The sequence below is a fragment of the Pseudomonas sp. AC136 genome, from assembly GCF_979258585.1.
The window spans coordinates 3,728,675-3,748,372 of sequence record NZ_OZ409865.1; the positions used below are offsets into that span (position 1 = coordinate 3,728,675).

Annotated in this window: 13 protein-coding genes; all 13 read left to right on the forward strand. The window is 62.4% G+C overall.

The genetic code is table 11. The annotated features are described in order from the left end of the window. Positions 1–47 precede the first annotated feature (47 nt). Positions 48–1,361: an ATP-binding protein gene (locus tag ACZZZU_RS16565; protein ID WP_122497387.1), complete on the forward strand. Its 1,314-nt coding sequence runs from the start codon at positions 48–50 to the stop codon at positions 1,359–1,361. A 194-nt stretch (positions 1,362–1,555) separates the two neighbouring features. Further along, entirely contained in the window at positions 1,556–5,332 is a 3,777-nt protein-coding gene (locus ACZZZU_RS16570) for an EAL domain-containing protein (RefSeq protein WP_463551227.1), read from the forward strand. 198 nt (positions 5,333–5,530) lie between these two features. Continuing rightward, complete coding sequence (locus ACZZZU_RS16575) at positions 5,531–8,956, forward strand: ATP-binding protein (RefSeq protein ID WP_463551228.1); 3,426 nt, start codon at positions 5,531–5,533, stop codon at positions 8,954–8,956. Between the two features lie 229 nt (positions 8,957–9,185). Further along, complete coding sequence (locus tag ACZZZU_RS16580) at positions 9,186–10,298, forward strand: ABC transporter ATP-binding protein (protein WP_463551229.1); 1,113 nt, start codon at positions 9,186–9,188, stop codon at positions 10,296–10,298. A 62-nt stretch (positions 10,299–10,360) separates the two neighbouring features. Continuing rightward, positions 10,361–11,392 carry an ABC transporter substrate-binding protein gene (locus ACZZZU_RS16585; RefSeq protein WP_122497379.1) on the forward strand — a complete coding sequence of 344 codons (1,032 nt, stop codon included), beginning with the start codon at positions 10,361–10,363 and terminating at the stop codon, positions 11,390–11,392. Positions 11,393–11,592: 200 nt separating this feature from the next. After that, entirely contained in the window at positions 11,593–12,825 is a 1,233-nt protein-coding gene (locus tag ACZZZU_RS16590; protein WP_463551230.1) for an ABC transporter permease, read from the forward strand. A 15-nt stretch (positions 12,826–12,840) separates the two neighbouring features. After that, positions 12,841–13,668, forward strand: a complete 828-nt coding sequence (locus ACZZZU_RS16595) for an ABC transporter permease (protein ID WP_463551231.1) — start codon at positions 12,841–12,843, stop codon at positions 13,666–13,668. 224 nt (positions 13,669–13,892) lie between these two features. Continuing rightward, positions 13,893–14,567, forward strand: a complete 675-nt coding sequence (rpe, locus tag ACZZZU_RS16600; RefSeq protein WP_122497366.1) for a ribulose-phosphate 3-epimerase — start codon at positions 13,893–13,895, stop codon at positions 14,565–14,567. After that, positions 14,564–15,400: a phosphoglycolate phosphatase gene (locus tag ACZZZU_RS16605; RefSeq protein WP_463551232.1), complete on the forward strand. Its 837-nt coding sequence runs from the start codon at positions 14,564–14,566 to the stop codon at positions 15,398–15,400. Before rpe ends, ACZZZU_RS16605 begins: the two co-directional genes overlap by 4 nt. Positions 15,401–15,563: 163 nt before the next feature. After that, positions 15,564–17,066, forward strand: a complete 1,503-nt coding sequence (gene trpE / locus ACZZZU_RS16610; protein ID WP_463551233.1) for an anthranilate synthase component I — start codon at positions 15,564–15,566, stop codon at positions 17,064–17,066. A 12-nt stretch (positions 17,067–17,078) separates the two neighbouring features. Next, positions 17,079–17,675, forward strand: coding sequence for an aminodeoxychorismate/anthranilate synthase component II (locus ACZZZU_RS16615; protein ID WP_463551234.1), 597 nt, complete (start codon positions 17,079–17,081; stop codon positions 17,673–17,675). Beyond that, positions 17,672–18,721 (forward strand): anthranilate phosphoribosyltransferase, encoded by a 1,050-nt coding sequence (trpD, locus tag ACZZZU_RS16620; RefSeq protein ID WP_463551235.1) that lies wholly within the window; start codon positions 17,672–17,674, stop codon positions 18,719–18,721. Before ACZZZU_RS16615 ends, trpD begins: the two co-directional genes overlap by 4 nt. Continuing rightward, positions 18,718–19,545, forward strand: a complete 828-nt coding sequence (gene trpC, locus ACZZZU_RS16625) for an indole-3-glycerol phosphate synthase TrpC (protein WP_463551236.1) — start codon at positions 18,718–18,720, stop codon at positions 19,543–19,545. Before trpD ends, trpC begins: the two co-directional genes overlap by 4 nt. Positions 19,546–19,698: the final 153 nt, after the last annotated feature.

Sequence of the window (19,698 nt, forward strand, 5' to 3'; positions counted from 1 at the left end):
TTAAGCCGCTCCTACAAAACCCTCTCCCCCAGAATCTCTGCCTTGCCATGAAAACCCCCGTCTGGTTCCCCCAAAGCTTCTTCGCCCGCACCCTGTGGTTGGTGTTGGTGGTGGTGCTGTTTTCCAAAGCGCTGACCCTGGTTTATCTGATGATGAACGAGGATGTGCTGGTGGACCGCCAGTACAGCCACGGCGCCGCCCTGACGCTGCGCGCCTATTGGGCAACCGAGGAAGACAAGCGCGCCGTTATCGAAAAAGCCGCCGGCCTGCGCTGGACCTCCGACGCTGAAGAGCCGCCCGGCGAGCAGCATTGGCCGTACACCGGCATCTTCCAGCGGCAAATGCGCATGGAGCTGGGGCCGGACACCGAGGTGCGGCTGCGCATCCATCAACCGTCGGCGCTGTGGGTGCGGGCGCCGGCGTTGGGCGATGGGTGGGTGGAAGTGCCGCTGTACCCGCATCCGCTGCGCGGGCAGAAAATCTGGGGTGTGCTGGGCTGGTTTCTGGCCATCGGCGTGCTGTCGACGGCAGCGGCGTGGATCTTCGTGCGTCAACTCAACCAGCCGCTGCAACGCTTGGTATCGGCGACGCGCCAGTTGGGGCAGGGCCGCAGCGTACGCTTGCCGATCAGCGACACGCCGAGCGAAATGACCGAGGTCTACAGCGCCTTCAACCAGATGGCCGATGGCCTGGAGCAAGCCGCCCGCGAGCGTGAGCTGATGCTGGCTGGCGTTTCCCACGATTTGCGTACGCCGCTGACGCGCTTGCGTTTGGGCCTGGAGTTGCTTAACAGCGACACCGAGCTGGTCGAAGACATGGTGCGCGACATCGAAGACATGGATGCCATCCTCGACCAGTTCCTGGCCTTTATCCGCGACGGCCGCGACGAGCGCCTGGAAGAAGTGGACCTCGCCGACCTGGTCGCGGACGCCGTGGCGCCGTTCAACCACGACAAAGAAAACGTGCGCCTGTGCCTGGAACCCGTGCCGCCGTTTCCGCTGCGTCGGGTGTCGATGAAGCGTCTGCTCAACAACCTGATCGAAAATGCCCTGCACCATGGCGGCAATGCGGTGGAAGTGGCGGCGTATGTGTCGGGCGATAGCAGTGCGCCGTACGTGGTGCTCAGCGTGCTCGACCGGGGCAACGGCATTGATCCGGCGGAACTGGGCGACATCTTCAACCCCTTCATCCGAGGCGACCGCGCCCGTGGCGGCAAAGGCACCGGCCTGGGCCTGGCCATCGTTAAACGCATCGCCGCTCAGCACGGCGGCAGCGTAGAACTGCGCAACCGCTCGGGCGGCGGGCTGGAAGCGCGGGTGTGCTTGCCCTTGGGCCTGCTGCTGCCGCGCGACGCGGTGTAACACCGACTCGGTCTGCCTGTAGGAGCCAGCTTGCTGGCGAACCCTGCAAACCACAGCGGTCAGACCTCCGTTTGCACGGTTCGCGACCCAGGTCGCTCCTACACGACCATCGGACTTATCGGTACTGGCAAAACAGCACCACGCCTTTCGTGGCGCTGTTCTATGCTATGGCAGCGTCTTGTCCCGAGGTCCGCATGCCGGCTGTTTTCAATCATCCCCCGAAGTGGACCTGGTGGCTGCCATTGCCACTGTTGCATCTGGCGACGTGGTGTTCGCTGTCTACCCAATTCACACCGGGTCTCGCGCTGTGGTACCTGCCGTTTGCGCTCGGTCTGGTGTTCACCTATTGGTGGGGGCCGCGGGTGTTGCTGGCCGTCTACATCAACTCCGCCGCCAGCGCGCCGTTGTGGGGTGTGGCGTGGCAATGGGGGCCGGTGTTTGGCTTACCCGAGGTGATCGCCGTCGCCTGCGGCTGGTGGTTGCTAAACCGGCGCCCCTTCGATTTCGCCTTGCCCGACCTCAGTCATGTGATTCGCTATCTGCTGTTGGGCGTTCTGGTGCCCGTGTCACTGCTGGCGCTGCTCAAACAGGCCGCCTTGTTTGTCTGCTTCCACGCGCCGAAAACCGACTGGGCGATGGACAGCCTGAACATGTGGCTGGCCGACAGCTTCAGCACGCTGGTCATCGTCACGCCCATGCTCAGTTACCTCACGCTGTACCTGCGCCGGCTCGGCTGGGTGGCGCCGTTCGGCACGGGCAGCGATCACCGCGTGGAGTTGCTGGCTGAACCGCTGCGCCGTTCGCCGCCCTGGTGGCTGCTGGTGAGTTTGATGTTCGGCTTGCCGTTTCTGCTCGACATCTTGCCGGCTCCCCTGCAGCTGCCGTTGCTCGGCGTGGTGATGCTCAGCCTGGCCATGCTCTGGGGTTATCCCGGCGCTTTGTGCGGCGCCATCATGAGCAGCTTGGTGGTGCTCGCCCTGCCGCTGCTGCAAGAGCGCCCTAGTCCCGCCGCCCTGTTGAACGCGCCGCTCACCGAATTGCACCTCAGCGTGCTGCTGCTGACGGTCGCCACCTTGTTGATCGGCCGCAGCCTCAGCGATCTGCGCCTGGCCCTCAGCCGCAGCGCCCACATGCAACAGCAACTGGCCCTGGCCAACCTGGCGCTGGAAGCCAGCCCGCTGGGCATCACCATTGCCGACGCGCGCCAGCCCGACCTGCCACTGATCTACTGCAACCCGATGTTCGAGCGCATCACCGGCTACAGCAGCAGCGAAGCGCAAGGCCGAAACTGCCGATTCCTGCAAGGCACCGACCGCAACCAGGCCGATCTGCACCGCATGCGCGCCGCCCTGCAACGCGGCGAGGCCACGCAGGTGATCCTGCGCAACTACCGCAAAAACGGCACGCCGTTCTGGAACGAAATCACCTTGTCGCCGTTGCGCGACGACCAGGGCATCAGCCATTACATCGCCCTGCAAAACGACGTGACATCCCGCGAGCGCCTGGCCAGCGAAGTGTCGGCACGCCGCGAAGAACTGCTGCGCCAAACCCATCTGCTGTCGCAGACCGAAGCCATCGCCGATATCGGCGGCTGGGTGCTCGAAGTGCCGGGCCTGGACATGTTCTGGAGCGAAGGCTGCTTTCGCCTCTACGAACTCGACCCCACCGGCGCCACGCCGAACTTCGAGCAGGCCATCAGCTACCTCGATAAAGAAGGCCAGGCCATTGCGCGTCGGACTGTCACCGACACCCTCAGTGATGGCCGACCGTTCGATGTGGAAGTGCGGCTGATAACCGCCAAAGGAAACTCGCGGTTCCTGCGCGTGATGGGCCTGGCGGAAATGGACGAAGGCCAGGTGATCCGCATCTATGGCGCCATTCAAGACATCTCGGCCCGCAAGCTCGCCGAGCAGCAACTGCGCGAACGGGACGAATGGCTGCGACTGTTCTTCGAAGCGCCGCTGATCGGCATGGCCATGATCAGCCCGCAAGGCATGTGGCTGGAGGTCAACAGCAAGCTTTGCCAGATACTAGGGCGCGGGCGCGATTACCTGCGCAACTGCGGCTGGGCGCAAATCACCCACGCCGACGATTTGCTGATCGAGCAACCGCTGTTTGAAAGCGTGGCCCTGGGCGAGCGCGACGACTACGAACTGGAAAAACGCTTCCTGCGCGAAGACGGCAGCGTCATTTACACGCGCCTGAGCCTGCGCGCAGTGCGCGATCCGCAGGGGCAACTGGAAGCGTGTCTGGCGCTGATCGAAGACATCACCGCCCGCTACGAAGCCGAAGCACGCTATCGCACGCTGGTGGAACACGCGCCGGAAGCCATCTTGCTGTTCACCGAAGACGGCGGCCTGGTTGATGTAAACGAAAACGCCGAGCGCCTGTTCAAACTCAGCCGCAACGAGTTGATTGGTCGTCGTCCCGTGGAACTGAGCCCGGCCCGCCAGGCCGATGGGCGCTTGTCGGTACAAGCGGGCAATGGCTACACCACAGCAGCGCTGGAAGGCGCGGCGCCGGTATTCGAGTGGTTGCACCGCGACAGCGCCGGGCGCCAGTTGCCGTGCGAGGTGCGCTTGGTGCGCATGCCCGGCGAGCAGAAATTGATTCGCGCCAGCGTCACCGATATTTCCGAGCGCCAGCGCTACCAGCGGGAAATCGAGCGCCTGGCCTACAGCGACGAATTGACCGGCTTGCCCAACCGCCGCTTGCTGCTCGACCGTTTGCAACACGCCATGACCCGCGAAATTCGCGACAGCTCGTTTGGCGCGCTGCTGTTTATCGACCTCGACCACTTCAAAACCGTGAACGACAGCCTCGGCCATCCGGTTGGCGACGCCTTGTTGCGCGAAGTCACCACGCGCCTGGCCGGCTGCCTACGCGCCGAAGACACCCTGGCACGCCTGGGCGGCGACGAGTTCGTGGTGCTGCTGGAAAGCATTGGCGACAACCCGGAAATTGCCGGCGAACACGCCGCCGACGTCGGCGAAAAGCTGCTGCAAAGCTTGCTCGGCAGCTACCACATCGACGGCCACGAACTGTCCATCAGCGCCAGCATCGGCATTGCCCTGCACCCGGTGGGCGACCAGGGCGCCGCCGATGTGCTGAAACAGGCCGACACCGCCATGTACCGCGCCAAGCGCGGCGGACGCAACGCGCTGCACTTCTTTGCCCCGGCCATGCAGGCGGCCATCGACCAGCGCCTGCAACTGCAAGGCGAACTGCGCCAAGCGATTGCCCGCGACCAACTGCACCTGGCGTTTCAGCCGCAGCTGGACCTGAAGACCGGCAAGGTGGTGGGCGCCGAAGTCCTGCTGCGCTGGACTCATCCCGAACGCGGCGAAATTCCGCCCGCGCAGTTCATTCCCCTGGCCGAAGAAACCGGACTGATTCTGGACATCGGCGCCTGGGTACTTGATGAAGCGTGCGCCGCGCTCGCGCGTTGGCACTGGCGATTGCCGGAGCTGGTGCTGGCCGTCAACCTCAGCCCCCATGAACTGCGTCAGTTCGACGTGGTGCAACGCGTGGCCGACTGCCTCAATCGCTACGACCTGCCCGCCAGCGTGCTGGAGCTGGAAATTACCGAAGGCGTGCTGCTCGAAGACGTCGACCAATGCATCGCCGCCATGCAGGCGCTGAAAGCGCTTGGCGTGCGCTTCGCCATCGACGATTTCGGCACCGGCTATTCCTCGCTCACCTACCTCAAGCGTTTGCCGCTGGACCGGCTGAAAGTGGACCGCAGCTTCGTCAACGACCTGCCCGACGATGCCAGCGGAATGATGCTGGTCGAAACCATCCTGATGATCGCCCGCAACCTCGGCCTGGAATGCGTGGCCGAAGGCATCGAAAACTCCGCACAGTTCGAGAGCCTGCGCGGGCTCGATTGCGCGTTGGGGCAGGGGTTCTACTTCAGTCACCCGTTGAGTGAGGAAGAGTTTCTGACGTGGTTGCAGCAGCGGGGTAGCTAGCCAAAAGCGCGACCGGTTTTGTAGGAGCCAGCTTGCTGGCGAACCCTGCAAACGCCGGTCGCGAATGGTGTTTGCAGGGTTCGCGACCAAGGCCGCTCCTACGATAATCCGTGGCTAACACGCTGCTATCAATTTGCCTCCATTCACGCTTTTGCGTAGCGTGCATTTCCTCTACATCCCCCACGCTGCGAGGCCTCCGTGGCTGCTCTTCGTCTGCTGCTGTTGTCGCTGTTGCTGGCGTGTTCTGCCTCTGCGTGGGCGGGGTATCCGGGGTCGGTGGATTTGCGCGCCTGGTCGCCGGACACCGAGCCGATGCGCATTATGAATGGCCAATGGCTGCTGACCTGGCGCGACGGTGCCCACGCGCCGCAGCGGGTGACGTTGCCGTTTACCTGGCACAACGGCACGCCGAAGTGGTGGGGCGAGGTTGGGTTCGGCCGGGTGGAGTTCAGCACGCAGTTGTTGCTGCCGGTCTCCAACGAACCGCTGGCGTTGTATATCGATGCGCTGAAGTCCGCCGGGCGCGTTTGGGTGGACGGTCAGCTGGTGGCCACCGCCGGCCGTGTCGGTGAGGCCGATGTCGAGCAGGCGCGCATCCGCCCGTTGCTCATTCCTCTGCCCATCGGGGCCGACAGCGTGTTGGTGCGCATCGAGGTGTCGAACCATTTCCATCGTGAAGGCGGCATCGATATGCCGATTCTGGTGGGCGCCCGCAATTACCTCGAACACCGCGCCGCCATCGGCCAAGGCGTGCAGTTGTTCACGCTGGGCGGCTGCATTCTGATGGCGTTCTATCTGTTGCTGCTGGGCAGTTGGAACAGCCAGCAGATGCTCAGCGGCCCGTTCAGCTTGATGCTCGGTTTGGCGGCGATGAGCGCGGCGGCCAACAGCAGCCTGATGGACAGCCTCGACCTGCCGACCAGCCTGATCTATCACATCAAATACATCTGCCAGATTCTCTATCCCGCCATTTACGCGCTGCTGCTGCGCCGGCTGTTTCCGGAAGAGTCGAGCCTGATTGTGGCGCGCGCGCTGTTGGCAATTGCGGTGGTGATCACCCTGCTGATTCTGCTCACGCCGCCCGCGCTGTTCACCGGCACGCGCGAGTTGGCGGCGGTGTTGGTGGTGGGCTCGTGTATCTACTTTCTCAGCAACATCATTCACGCCGTGCTGCGCCATCGCGACGGTGCGCAGAGCATTTTGCTGGGCATGTTGGTGGTCACCGCAGCGGTGTGCAACGACGTGCTGCTGTACACCGAAGGCCTGGTGACGGTTAGCGTATTTCCCCTGGGCGTGCTCGGTTTGCTGTTGTCCCACGGCGTGGTGCTGGGGCAGCGGATGCTGGCGGCGCTGCGGCACAACGTGGAGCTGTCGGACCACTTGCAGCGCCTGAACACATCGCTGGAACAACGCGTGGAACAGCGCACCGCCGTGCTGCGACAGAACCGCGACTTGCTCGACCGCACCCTCGAACACATGGACGCCGCGCTGCTGTCGGTGGACGGCCAGGGCACCATTCTGGCAATCAACCAGCGCTTTCGGCGGCTGTTCGGTATGTCGGCCGAGGTCACCACGCGCGAGCAGTTGCTGGAGCGCTTGCAGCAAGCCGAGCTGGCGCTGGACCCGTGCGAATGCGCGTTGCTGTTGCCGGCGATTGGTCAGGAGTTGCGCGCCCGTGAAGACCTGCCGCTGGCTAATCGGCTGATTATCGATGTGCGCCGGCGCTCGCTGGCGGACGGCGGCTGGGTGTCAACCTTTGAAGATGTCACTAGCCAGCGCTTGGCCGAACTCGGCGTGCAGGGCGGCGACATTGGCCATTGGAAATTTGATGTGCACAAGCGCCAGTTGGAGGGCACGGAACGCTGCTGGAGCATGCTGGGGTATCACAGCGAAGCCATCGGCATGCCCAACTTGCTCAGCCTCAGCCACCCGCAAGATCGCAGCCGGTTACTGAGCGAAGTGCTGCGCGCGAGGCGCGGTAAAGGCGAGCTGCAATGCACCTTGCGCCTGGCCCACAGCAACGGCGACTGGCTGTGGGTGTCGCTGCGCGGGCGCTGCATTCTCGACCGTGCGCAGCGGCCGCGTTACTGGATTGGCGTGATTGAAGACATCGACCGCGAGGTGTGCGCGCAGCTCGCCTTGGAACAGGCGCGCGACCAGGCCGTGCGCGAGGCGCGGCAGAACGAAGAACTGCTCGCCACGCTGAGCCACGAACTGCGCACGCCGCTGGTGGCGATTCAGGGACACATTTCCCTGCTGCTCGATCAGCATGAACTGCAGGCGGCGATGCGCCGACGGCTCGACACGGTGCAGAACGCCTCGCGCAACCTCACCGATGTGCTCGACGGCCTGCTGGCGCTGGCCCGCAGCGAAACCGCGAAATTGCCGCTGCGCGTGCCGTTCGACCTGGCCGCGCTGGTGCGCGAGTGTGTAGAGGTGATGCGCCTGCAAGCCGGGGCCAAGCAGCTGGCGCTCAGTTTGCACATGGACCTGGGGGAGCGCTGCTGGGTGGAAGGCAGCCCGGTGGGCGTGCGGCAGGTGCTCTACAACCTGCTCGGTAACGCGATCAAGTTCACCCAGCAGGGCGGCATCAATGTGCGGGTGCAGGCCGACGCCCAAGGCGAAGGTTTTATTCTGGTGGTCACCGACACTGGCATGGGCATTCCCGATGACTTGCAGTCGCAAGTGTTCGCCGCCTTCACCCGGCTTGACCAGCACAGCCACCAGCCGGGCGTGGGGTTGGGTTTGTACATCGTGCGGCGGCTGGTGCAGCTGCTCGGTGGCGAAATCAGCCTGCAAAGCAGCGTCGGCGTCGGCTCGTGTTTCCGTTTGGCGTTGCCGTGGCCGCCGTTGCTGCGCCACCAGCCGGAGCTGAATCTGGACGTGCCGCTGGACGGCCTGTACGTGTTGCTGGTGGAAGACGTGCCGGTCAGCCGCGAAGTAACCCGCGAACTGCTGCTCAGTTGGGGCTGTTTGGTCGACACCGCGGTCGACGGCGAAGGCGCCATCGCCAGCTGCCAGGAGCATGACTACGACCTGGTTTTGATGGACATGCGCTTGCCCGACATGGACGGCTTGGAAGCCAGTCGCATGATCCGCCAGCAACAAGGCGACGTTGGCCCGCTGATGGTGGCGCTCACCGCCAACGCCACAGATCTCGACCGCCAGGCTTGCCTGCAGGCCGGGCTCGATGGCGTGCTGGCCAAGCCGCTGCAACGCCGTCATTTGCAGGCGCTGCTGAGCGGCGAAGACATGTTCGCGCCGTCGGCCGCCGACCTCGCCAGTGGCGACGAACGCGCCCTGGCCGCGCCGCGCTTCGAACAGTTGCGCCAGTGGCTGGGCGCCAATTTGTTCGACCGCTTGTTGCCCTCGTTCCTGGCCTCGCTGGAGGAAGTGCGTGAAGGCGTGCAGGAGTTATTAACTGCGCCGAGCAGCGAGGCGGTGCAGGCGCGGCGCAGTGCATTGCTGCACCGTTTGCAGGGCAGCGCGGCAAACTTCGGCTTGCACGGTTTGGCGCGTCAGAGCCTGGCCGCGCAGCGCGGCGACATTGCGCTCGAGGTGCTGCGCGATGTGCTGGACGACCACCTGCACGTGCTGCGCGCCGAATTGGAACGGGTGGGGTAGGGCGCGTTTTTCGCACGGTTTACCTGTTTGCGACCTCAGCAAACAGCGCCGCCGCTCTGGCTCCTGGCGCGTGCGTTTGGCAATACTCAAACGCGCCACGGGGGTAGGGCAATCCTTACCCTCAGACTTCCGCTGCGCTTATAGCAATCTCTCATAGCCGCCGATTTGCGCGCGCGCCAGGCTTCTCTAGCCTTAAGGCACGACGTACAAAATCAAAAAAGGTGGGGTCATGGGCGAGTCGCAAGTGAACGATGTGCTGGTCAGCTTTCGTGGCGTTCAGAAAAGCTACGACGGCGAAAACCTCATCGTCAAAGACCTCAACCTGGACATTCGCAAAGGCGAATTTCTCACCCTGCTGGGGCCGTCCGGCTCGGGCAAAACCACCAGCCTGATGATGCTCGCCGGCTTTGAAACGCCTACCAGTGGCGAAATTCTTTTGGCGGGCCGCGCCATCAATAACGTGCCGCCGCACAAGCGCGACATTGGCATGGTGTTCCAGAACTACGCCTTGTTCCCGCACATGACCGTGGCGGAAAACCTGGCGTTTCCGCTGACCGTGCGTGGCATGAACAAAACCGATGTCAGCGAGCGCGTGAAGCGTGCGTTGTCGATGGTGCAGCTCGACACCTTCCGCAATCGCTACCCCGGCCAATTGTCCGGCGGCCAGCAGCAACGCGTGGCATTGGCCCGCGCGCTGGTGTTCGAGCCGCAGCTGGTGCTGATGGATGAACCGCTAGGCGCGCTGGATAAACAGCTGCGCGAGCACATGCAGATGGAGATCAAACACCTGCACCAGCGCCTGGGCGTCACCGTGGTGTACGTGACCCACGACCAGGGCGAAGCGCTGACCATGTCCGACCGCGTGGCGGTCTTTCACCAGGGCGAAATCCAGCAGATCGCGCCGCCGCGTGAACTCTACGAAGAGCCGAAGAACACCTTTGTCGCCAACTTCATCGGCGAGAACAACCGCCTCAATGGCCGCCTGGTCAGCCGCGACGGCGACCGTTGCGTGGTCGAGCTGGGCCGTGGCGAAAAGGTCAATGCATTGGCCGTCAATGTGGGCCAGCCGGGCGAGCCGGTGACCTTGTCGGTGCGCCCCGAGCGCGTGCTGATCAACAGCGCCAGCGACGTGTGCAGCAACCGATTCTCCGGCCGCGTGGCCGAATTTATCTACCTGGGCGACCACGTGCGTGTGCGCCTGGAGGTGTGTGGCAAGGCCGACTTCTACGTCAAGCAACCCATCGCCGATCTCGATCCGGCGCTGGCGGTGGGCGACGTGGTTCCGCTCGGTTGGCAGGTGGAGCACGTCAGGGCGTTGGATCCGTTGTTGGAAACAGCCTGACCGCTTTGAAGTTCGCAGTTTGATAACGCGTCATTCAACCCAGCACTGTGGAGAAAACAACAATGAAACAAGCACTGAAACTCGTCAGCGTGGCACTCGGGTTGGCCGTTGCCAGCCAGGCCATGGCGGCCGATCTGACCGTGATCTCGTTCGGGGGAGCGAACAAGGCCGCGCAGGTCAAAGCGTTCTATGAGCCGTGGGAAGCGGCCGGCAAAGGCAAGATCGTGGCCGGTGAGTACAACGGCGAAATGGCCAAGGTCAAAGCCATGGTCGACACCAACAGCGTGTCGTGGGACCTGGTAGAAGTGGAGTCGCCGGAACTGTCGCGCGGCTGCGATGAAGACATGTTCGAAACCCTCGACCCTGCGCTGTTCGGCAACAAGGCCGACTACGTGCCGGGCGCCATTCAAAGCTGCGGCGTGGGCTTCTTCGTATGGTCCACCGTGCTGGCCTACAACGCCGACAAACTGAAAACCGCACCTACCAGCTGGGCCGATTTCTGGGACACCACAAAATTCCCCGGCAAACGTGGCCTGCGTAAAGGCGCGAAGTACACCCTGGAATTCGCCCTGATGGCCGACGGCGTTGCGCCGAAAGACGTCTACAAAGTACTGGCCAGCAAAGACGGCCAGAACCGCGCCTTCAAAAAACTCGACGAGCTGAAACCGAGCATTCAGTGGTGGGAAGCCGGCGCTCAGCCGCCGCAATACCTCGCCTCCGGTGACGTGGTAATGAGCTCGGCCTACAACGGTCGCATCGCCGCCGTGCAGAAAGAGAGCAACCTGAAAGTGGTCTGGACCGGCGGCATCTACGACTTCGACGCCTGGGCCATTCCGAAGGGTTCGAAGAACGTCGAAGAAGCGAAGAAATTCATCGCCTACTCCGTGCAGCCTGAGCAACAGAAAATCTACTCGGAAAACATCGCCTACGGCCCGGCCAACTCCAAAGCCGTCGCCCTGCTGGACAAAGGCATCCTGAAAGACATGCCGACCACCCCGGAAAACATCGCCGATCAAGTGCAGATCGACGTGACCTTCTGGGCCGACAACGGCGAGCAGTTGGAGCAGCGCTTCAACTCGTGGGCTGCCAAGTAATCTGCTGGGTATTAGCAAGCACGCCGCCTGCATTTATGCAGGTGGCGCTTAAGCGATGCTCGCGAAACGTAGCGAGCGAAGGATAGGCAAGGCAAAAACAGGCGAGTAAGCGGAGTTGGCTGTAGCCAATGAGCATTGCGAGTCTGTTTTTAACGCCGCATAGCCGAGCGCAGTAGTTTCATTTCTCTGGAGTAGCCCATATGGCCGTCGCCATTCCTGAAACCACCTTAAAGCAACGCCTCGCGCGTGCCGAGCGGGTCAATCGCCTCAAGGCGCAAGCGCTGATCGCGCCGCTGGTGCTGTTTCTGCTCCTGGTGTTTCTGGTGCCGATTGTTGCGCTGCTCTACAAAAGCGTCGCCAACCCCGAGGTGGTTAACGGCCTGCCGCGCACCGTGGTGGCGGTGGCTGATTGGGATGGCAAAGGTTTGCCAGCTGAGCCGGTGTACAAGGCCATCAGCGAAGACCTGGGCGAAGCCCGAAAAAACCAAGTCTTGGGCGATTTGTCCAAGCGTCTGAATATGGAATCGGCCGGCTACCGCAGCCTGCTGATGAAAACTGCCCGCGCGCTGCCGTTCGCCGAAGCGCCGGCTTCTTACAAAGAAGCGCTGGAAGGATTGGATGAGCGCTGGGGCGATCCGGCTTACTGGCAGGTGATTCGCCGCAACACCTCAAACGTCACGCCGTACTACTTGCTGGCGGCGGTCGATCACCGTATCGACGACGTCGGCGAAGTGGCTCCCGCCACGCCGGACCAAGCTATTTACCTCGATATTTTTGCCCGCACCTTCTGGATGGGCCTGGTGATCACCGCCATCTGCCTGGTGCTGGCCTATCCGCTGGCGTATCTGTTGGCCAACCTGCCGTCGCGCCAGAGCAACCTGTTGATGATTCTGGTGCTGCTGCCGTTCTGGACGTCGATTCTGGTGCGCGTGGCTGCGTGGATTGTGCTGCTGCAATCGGGCGGCCTGATCAACAGCGCGCTGATGGCGGTCGGCATTATTGATAAGCCGTTGGAGTTGGTGTTCAACCGTTCCGGTGTGTACATCGCCATGGTGCATATCATGCTGCCGTTTATGATTTTGCCGATCTACAGCGTGATGAAGGGCATCTCGCCCACCTACATGCGTGCGGCAATTTCCCTCGGCTGCCACCCCTTCGCCAGCTTCTGGCGCGTGTACTTCCCGCAAACCCTGGCCGGTGTCGGCGCCGGTTGCCTGCTGGTGTTCATTCTCGCCATTGGCTACTACATCACCCCGGCGCTGCTGGGCAGCCCGAGCGATCAGATGGTCAGCTACTTCGTCGCCTTCTACACCAACACCAGCATCAACTGGGGCATGGCCACGGCGCTCGGCGGCCTGCTGCTGTTCGCGACCCTGGCCCTTTACGTGGTGTACAGCTGGCTGGTGGGCGCAAGTCGCCTGCGCTTGAGCTGATTAGGAGAACCTCTGATGCAAAGCCCTTATATGTCTCCAATTGAGCGCGTTTGGTACTACACGCTGCGTGGTCTGTGTGCGCTGGTGTTGTTGTTTCTGATTCTGCCGGTGCTGGTGATCGTGCCGTTGTCGTTTAACTCGGGCAGCTTTCTGGTGTACCCGCTGCAAGGGTTCTCGCTGCACTGGTACCAGGACTTCTTCGCCTCGGCCGACTGGATGCGCTCGCTGAAAAACAGCCTGATCGTAGCGCCCGCCGCCACGGTGCTGGCCATGGTGTTCGGCACACTCGCCGCCATCGGCCTGACCCGTGGCGAGTTTCGCGGCAAGGCGCTGGTGATGAGCCTGGTGATTTCGCCGATGGTGGTGCCGGTGGTGATTGTCGGCGTGGCCAGTTATTTGTTCTTCGCGCCGCTGGGCTTGGGCAACAGCTACCTGTCGCTGATCGTGGTGCACGCGGTGTTGGGTGTGCCGTTCGTGATCATCACCGTGTCGGCCACCTTGCAGGGTTTCAACTACAACCTGGTGCGTGCGGCGGCCAGCCTCGGTGCGTCGCCGATTACCGCGTTTCGTCGTGTGACCTTGCCGCTGATTGCGCCGGGCGTGATCTCCGGTGCGTTGTTCGCCTTTGCCACCTCGTTTGACGAAGTGGTGGTGACGCTGTTCCTCGCCGGGCCTGGCCAGGCGACCTTGCCTCGGCAGATGTTCAGCGGCATCCGCGAAAACCTCAGCCCCACCATTGCGGCGGCGGCGACGTTGCTGATTGGGTTTTCGATTGTGTTGTTGCTGACGTTGGAGTGGTTGCGGGGGCGGAGTGAGAAGTTGCGGACTTCGGCTAGTGAGTAGGAAGGTTGGGTTTGCCTGTTCCAGGAAATCGAGGCTAAAGCCTCTCCCACAGGGGGCGGTCGTTCGCCGTGGGGAAACTGAAAACTGAAAACTGAAAGCTGTAGGAGCGGCTTCAGCCGCGATGCTGTTGAGGTTGCCTGTTAAGCCTGCATGGCCGACGCCCAGGAGGTCGGTTGGTAAAACCTCGGGTACAATGCGCGCCTTGATTTTGTCCGAGGTGCGCCATGCAACCTTTCGCTATTGCCCCATCCATTCTCTCCGCCGACTTCGCCCGCCTGGGCGAGGAGGTGGACAACGTTCTAGCCGCTGGCGCCGACATCGTGCACTTCGATGTCATGGACAACCACTACGTGCCCAACCTCACCATCGGCCCGATGGTCTGCTCGGCGCTGCGCAAGTACGGCGTTACAGCTCCTATCGATGTGCACCTGATGGTCTCGCCGGTTGATCGCATCATTGGCGACTTTATCGAAGCCGGCGCCACGTACATCACCTTTCACCCTGAAGCCAGTCAGCACATCGACCGCTCGTTGCAGTTGATCAAGGCGGGCGGCTGCAAGGCGGGCCTGGTGTTCAACCCTGCCACCTCGCTGGACAGCCTCAAGTACGTGATGGACAAGGTCGACATGATCCTGCTCATGAGCGTGAACCCAGGCTTTGGTGGGCAGAAGTTCATCCCCGGCACGCTGGATAAACTGCGCGAAGCCCGCGCCCTGATCGAAGCCTCTGGCCGCGACATTCGCCTGGAAATCGACGGTGGCGTGAACGTTCAGAACATTCGCGAAATCGCAGCGGCAGGTGCCGACACCTTTGTAGCCGGTTCGGCCATTTTCAACACACCGGATTACGCGGCCGTCATCGCCCAGATGCGCGCCGAACTGGCGCTCGCGCGCCCATGAGTGGCTTTGCGCAGGTGCTCGGCGGGCGCTTGCCGCGCCTGGTGATGTTCGACCTGGACGGCACCCTGATCGACTCGGTGCCCGACCTGGCCGCCGCCGTTGACCACATGCTTATTCAGCTCAACCGCCCGACAGCGGGTGCCGAGCAGGTTCGTACTTGGGTCGGCAACGGCGTGCGTGTGCTGGTGCGTCGCGCCCTGGCCGGCAGCATCGACCACGCAGCGGTGAGCGATGAAGACACCGAGCAGGCGCTGGCGATTTTCATGGAGCTGTACGCCGACAACCACTCGCTGTCCAAGCTCTACCCAGGCGTGCGCGAAACGCTGAAATGGCTGAAAAGCCAAGGCATCGAGATGGCGCTGATCACCAACAAGCCGGAGCGCTTTGTCGGTCCGCTGCTGGATGAAATGCGCATAGGCCGTTACTTCCGCTGGATCATTGGCGGCGACACGCTGCCTCAGCAAAAGCCCGATCCGGCTGCGCTGAATGTGGTGATGCAAATGGCCGAAGTGTCGCCGGGCGAAGCGGTGTTTGTCGGCGACTCGCGCAGCGATGTGCAAGCCGCCAAAGCCGCCGGTGTGCTGTGCGTGGCGCTGAGTTATGGCTATAACCATGGTCGGCCGATTGCCGAGGAAGAACCGGCACTGGTGATCGACGATCTGCGCGAACTGCTGCCCGATTGCGCCGAATCGGCCGCTGAGATAATGTTGCCCGACGCCGTCAAATCCCCCCGCCAAAGAGATGCCATCGTGGTGGTCACCCGCAAACACTGGTTCGTCAAATCCGGGATGAAAATCCTCAAGGCCCTGGCCCGCTGGCGTTGGCGCGCCTGATCCGAGCCTGGCCGCAAGGCCTGCGTGTTTGCCATTACGACCCTAAACCTGAGCAAGACGGACGCGAGTACCCCCTACAGGGCGCGCAGTGAGTAACTGCCAATAGCCCGAGCGGCTCGCGATCCCGGCCAGGTTTTTACCCTCAAGCCATGAGGCTGTTTACATGATCCGCGAAGAATTCCTGCGCCTGGCCGCTGACGGCTACAACCGCATTCCCCTTGCCTGTGAAACCCTGGCCGACTTCGACACACCGCTGTCGATCTACCTCAAGCTGGCCGACCAACCCAACTCCTATTTGCTTGAGTCCGTACAGGGCGGCGAGAAGTGGGGCCGTTACTCGATCATCGGCCTGCCGTGCCGCACGGTGCTGCGTGTGCATGGCCATCACATCAGCGTGACCCACGACGGCGTCGAAATCGAAAGCCTGGAAAGTGAAGACCCGCTGGCCTTTGTCGAAACCTTTAAAGCCCGCTACAACGTGCCGACCATCGCTGGCCTGCCGCGCTTCAACGGCGGCCTCGTCGGTTACTTCGGCTACGACTGCGTGCGCTATGTGGAAAAACGCCTGGGCGCCTGCCCGAATCCGGACCCGATTGGCGTGCCGGACATTCTGCTGATGGTCTCCGACGCCGTGGTGGTGTTCGACAACCTGGCCGGCAAGATGCACGCGATTGTGCTGGCCGACCCGGCGCAAGCCGACGCTTACGAAAACGGCCTGGCGCGTCTCGAAGAACTGCTGGAAAAACTGCGCCAGCCGATCACCCCGCGTCGTGGTCTGGACTTCACCAAAGAGTCGGGCATCGAGCCGAATTTCCGCTCCAGCTTTACCCGCGAGGATTACGAGCGCTCGGTCGACACCATCAAGGAATACATCCTGGCGGGCGACTGCATGCAGGTGGTGCCGTCGCAGCGCATGTCTATCGACTTCAAAGCCGCGCCCATCGACCTGTACCGGGCGCTGCGCTGCTTCAACCCGACGCCCTACATGTATTTCTTCAACTTCGGCGATTTCCATGTCGTCGGCAGTTCGCCGGAAGTGCTGGTGCGCGTTGAAGACAACCTGATTACCGTGCGCCCCATTGCCGGCACGCGTCCGCGCGGCGCCACCGAAGAGGCCGATCGCGCGTTGGAAGAAGACCTGCTGGCCGACGCCAAGGAAATTGCCGAGCACTTGATGCTGATCGACCTGGGTCGCAACGACACCGGTCGGGTTTCGGAAATTGGCACGGTAAAGCTCACCGAAAAAATGGTGATCGAGCGCTATTCCAACGTGATGCACATCGTCTCCAACGTCACCGGCCAATTGAAAAGCGGGCTGACGGCCATGGACGCGCTGCGGGCGATTCTGCCGGCGGGCACGTTGTCTGGTGCGCCGAAGATTCGCGCCATGGAAATCATCGACGAGCTGGAGCCAGTCAAGCGCGGCGTGTACGGCGGCGCGGTGGGTTACCTGGCCTGGAACGGCAACATGGACACCGCCATTGCCATTCGTACCGCCGTGATCAAAAACGGTGAGCTGCATGTGCAAGCCGGTGGCGGCATCGTCGCCGATTCGGTGCCGGCGCTGGAGTGGGAAGAAACCCTGAACAAGCGCCGCGCCATGTTCCGCGCGGTCGCCCTGGCTGAACAGACCGTCCCCACTTCTTCCACCGCCACCGACGCCTAAGGAGCACTTGCCATGCTGTTAATGATCGACAACTACGACTCCTTTACCTACAACGTCGTGCAGTACCTGGGCGAGTTGGGCGCGGACGTGAAAGTGGTGCGCAACGATGAGCTCAGCATGGCTGACGTCGAAGCGTTGAAGCCGGAACGCATCGTGGTATCGCCCGGCCCGTGCACGCCGAGCGAAGCGGGTATTTCCATCGAAGCCATCGAGGACTTCGGCGGCAAACTGCCGATTCTCGGCGTGTGCCTGGGCCACCAAAGCATTGGTCAGGCCTTCGGCGGCGACGTAGTGCGCGCCCGCCAGGTGATGCACGGCAAAACCAGCGCGGTGTACCACAACAACACCGGCGTGTTCGAAGGCTTGAAAAACCCACTGACCGTCACCCGCTACCACTCGTTGGTGGTCAAGCTGGACACCTTGCCCGACTGCCTGGAAGTGACGGCCTGGACTCAGCACGAGGACGGCACGGTGGACGAAATCATGGGCCTGCGTCACAAGACCCTGAATATCGAAGGCGTGCAGTTCCACCCTGAGTCGATTCTGTCGGAACAAGGCCACGAACTGTTTGCCAACTTCCTCAAACAAAGCGGGGGCGTGCGCGCATGAACATCAAAGAAGCGCTCAACCGTGTGGTCGCTCAGCTCGACCTGACCACCGAGGAAATGCAGGACGTCATGCGTGAAATCATGACCGGGCAGTGCACCGACGCGCAGATCGGTGCCTTTCTGATGGGCATGCGCATGAAGAGCGAAACCATCGACGAGATCGTCGGCGCCGTCGCGGTCATGCGCGAGCTGGCGGCGCACGTTGAGTTGCCGACGCTCAAACATGTGGTCGACGTGGTCGGCACCGGCGGCGATGGCGCCAACATTTTCAACGTCTCCACGGCAGCGGCTTTTGTCGTGGCGGCGGCCGGCGGCAAGGTGGCCAAGCATGGCAACCGCGCGGTATCGGGGAAAAGCGGCAGCGCCGATCTGCTCGAAGCGGCCGGCATCTTTTTGGAATTGACGCCGGTACAAGTGGCGCGCTGCATCGACAGCGTGGGTGTTGGCTTTATGTTCGCGCAGGTGCACCACAAGGCGATGAAATACGCCGCCGGCCCGCGCCGTGAAATGGGGCTGCGTACCTTGTTCAACATGCTCGGCCCACTGACCAATCCTGCCGGGGTGAAGCATCAGGTGGTCGGCGTGTTCAGTCAGGAACTGTGCCGTCCGCTCGCGGAGGTGCTCAAGCGTCTGGGCAGTGAGCACATTCTGGTGGTGCATTCGCGTGATGGGCTGGACGAATTCAGCCTGGCCGCGCCCACCCATGTGGCGGAACTTAAAGACGGTCAGATCAGCGAATACGATGTACGTCCGGAAGATTTCGGCATTACCAGCCAAACGCTGATGGGGCTGGAAGTCGCCAGCCCGGCGGCGTCGCTGGAGCTGATCCGCGACGCACTGGGTCGTCGCAAAACCGAGGCTGGCAGGAAAGCCGGCGACTTGATTGTGCTCAATGCCGGCGCGGCCCTGTATGCCGCCGATTTAGCGACTAGCCTGCATGAAGGGGTGCAGTTGGCCCACGACGCGCTGCACACCGGTTTGGCGCGGGAAAAAATGGAAGAGTTGGCGTCCTTTACGGCGGTGTTCCGCCAGGAGAATCAAGCGTGAGTGTGCCTACCGTCCTGGAAAAAATTCTGGCCCGTAAAGTCGAAGAAGTCGCCGCCCGCCGTGCGGTGGTGAGCCTGGCCGAGCTGGAGCAACAGGCCCGTACGGCCGATGCACCGCGCGGTTTTGCGGCGGCGTTGCTGGAATCGGCCAAACGCAAAGAGCCGGGCGTGATTGCCGAAATCAAAAAGGCGTCGCCTAGCAAAGGCGTGCTGCGCGAAGACTTCGACCCGGTGGCGATCGCCCAAAGTTACGAAGCCGGCGGCGCGGCGTGCTTGTCGGTGCTCACCGATATCGACTTCTTCCAAGGCGCCGATCATTACCTGCAGCAAGCCCGCGCGGCCTGTGGCCTGCCGGTGATTCGCAAAGATTTCATGATCGACCCGTATCAGGTTGTCGAAGCGCGCGCGCTGGGGGCGGATTGCATTCTGCTGATCGTTTCGGCGCTGGACGACGTGCGCATGGCCGAGCTGGCGGCGGTGGCCAAGTCGGTCAACCTCGACGTTCTGGTGGAAGTGCACGACGGCGAAGAACTCGACCGCGCCTTGAAGGTGCTCGACACGCCACTGGTGGGCGTGAACAACCGCAACCTGCACACCTTTGAAGTGAGCCTGGAAACCACGCTGGATTTACTGCCGCGTATTCCCCGTGACCGCATGGTGATTACCGAGAGCGGCATCCTCAATCGCGCCGACGTGGAACTGATGGAAATCAGCAACGTGTACGGCTTCCTGGTAGGCGAGGCGTTTATGCGCGCGGCCAATCCGGGGCAGGAATTGCAGCGCTTGTTCTTCCCGGAGCGTAAGGGGCCGGTCAGCATCGATTGATCGTGGCGCCTTTGTAGGAGCGGCTTTAGCCGCGATGCTCTTGAAGTCAAAAGCATCGCGGCTAAAGCCGCTCCCACAGACATAAAAAACCGGACAATAAAAAGGCCAGCTCGCAGCTGGCCTTTTTATTGTCCGGTTTTTTATCCGAGCCTT

What these genes read in the sequence shown, in the direction of transcription:
- ACZZZU_RS16570 (WP_463551227.1), top strand. Translation starts at nt 1,556, where the DNA reads ATGCCGGCTGTTTTCAATCATCCCCCGAAGTGGACCTGGTGGCTGCCA.
- trpE (WP_463551233.1), top strand. Translation starts at nt 15,564, where the DNA reads ATGATCCGCGAAGAATTCCTGCGCCTGGCCGCTGACGGCTACAACCGC.
- ACZZZU_RS16590 (WP_463551230.1), top strand. Translation starts at nt 11,593, where the DNA reads ATGGCCGTCGCCATTCCTGAAACCACCTTAAAGCAACGCCTCGCGCGT.
- rpe (WP_122497366.1), top strand. Translation starts at nt 13,893, where the DNA reads ATGCAACCTTTCGCTATTGCCCCATCCATTCTCTCCGCCGACTTCGCC.
- ACZZZU_RS16615 (WP_463551234.1), top strand. Translation starts at nt 17,079, where the DNA reads ATGCTGTTAATGATCGACAACTACGACTCCTTTACCTACAACGTCGTG.
- ACZZZU_RS16580 (WP_463551229.1), top strand. Translation starts at nt 9,186, where the DNA reads ATGGGCGAGTCGCAAGTGAACGATGTGCTGGTCAGCTTTCGTGGCGTT.
- ACZZZU_RS16605 (WP_463551232.1), top strand. Translation starts at nt 14,564, where the DNA reads ATGAGTGGCTTTGCGCAGGTGCTCGGCGGGCGCTTGCCGCGCCTGGTG.
- ACZZZU_RS16595 (WP_463551231.1), top strand. Translation starts at nt 12,841, where the DNA reads ATGCAAAGCCCTTATATGTCTCCAATTGAGCGCGTTTGGTACTACACG.
- ACZZZU_RS16585 (WP_122497379.1), top strand. Translation starts at nt 10,361, where the DNA reads ATGAAACAAGCACTGAAACTCGTCAGCGTGGCACTCGGGTTGGCCGTT.
- ACZZZU_RS16565 (WP_122497387.1), top strand. Translation starts at nt 48, where the DNA reads ATGAAAACCCCCGTCTGGTTCCCCCAAAGCTTCTTCGCCCGCACCCTG.
- trpD (WP_463551235.1), top strand. Translation starts at nt 17,672, where the DNA reads ATGAACATCAAAGAAGCGCTCAACCGTGTGGTCGCTCAGCTCGACCTG.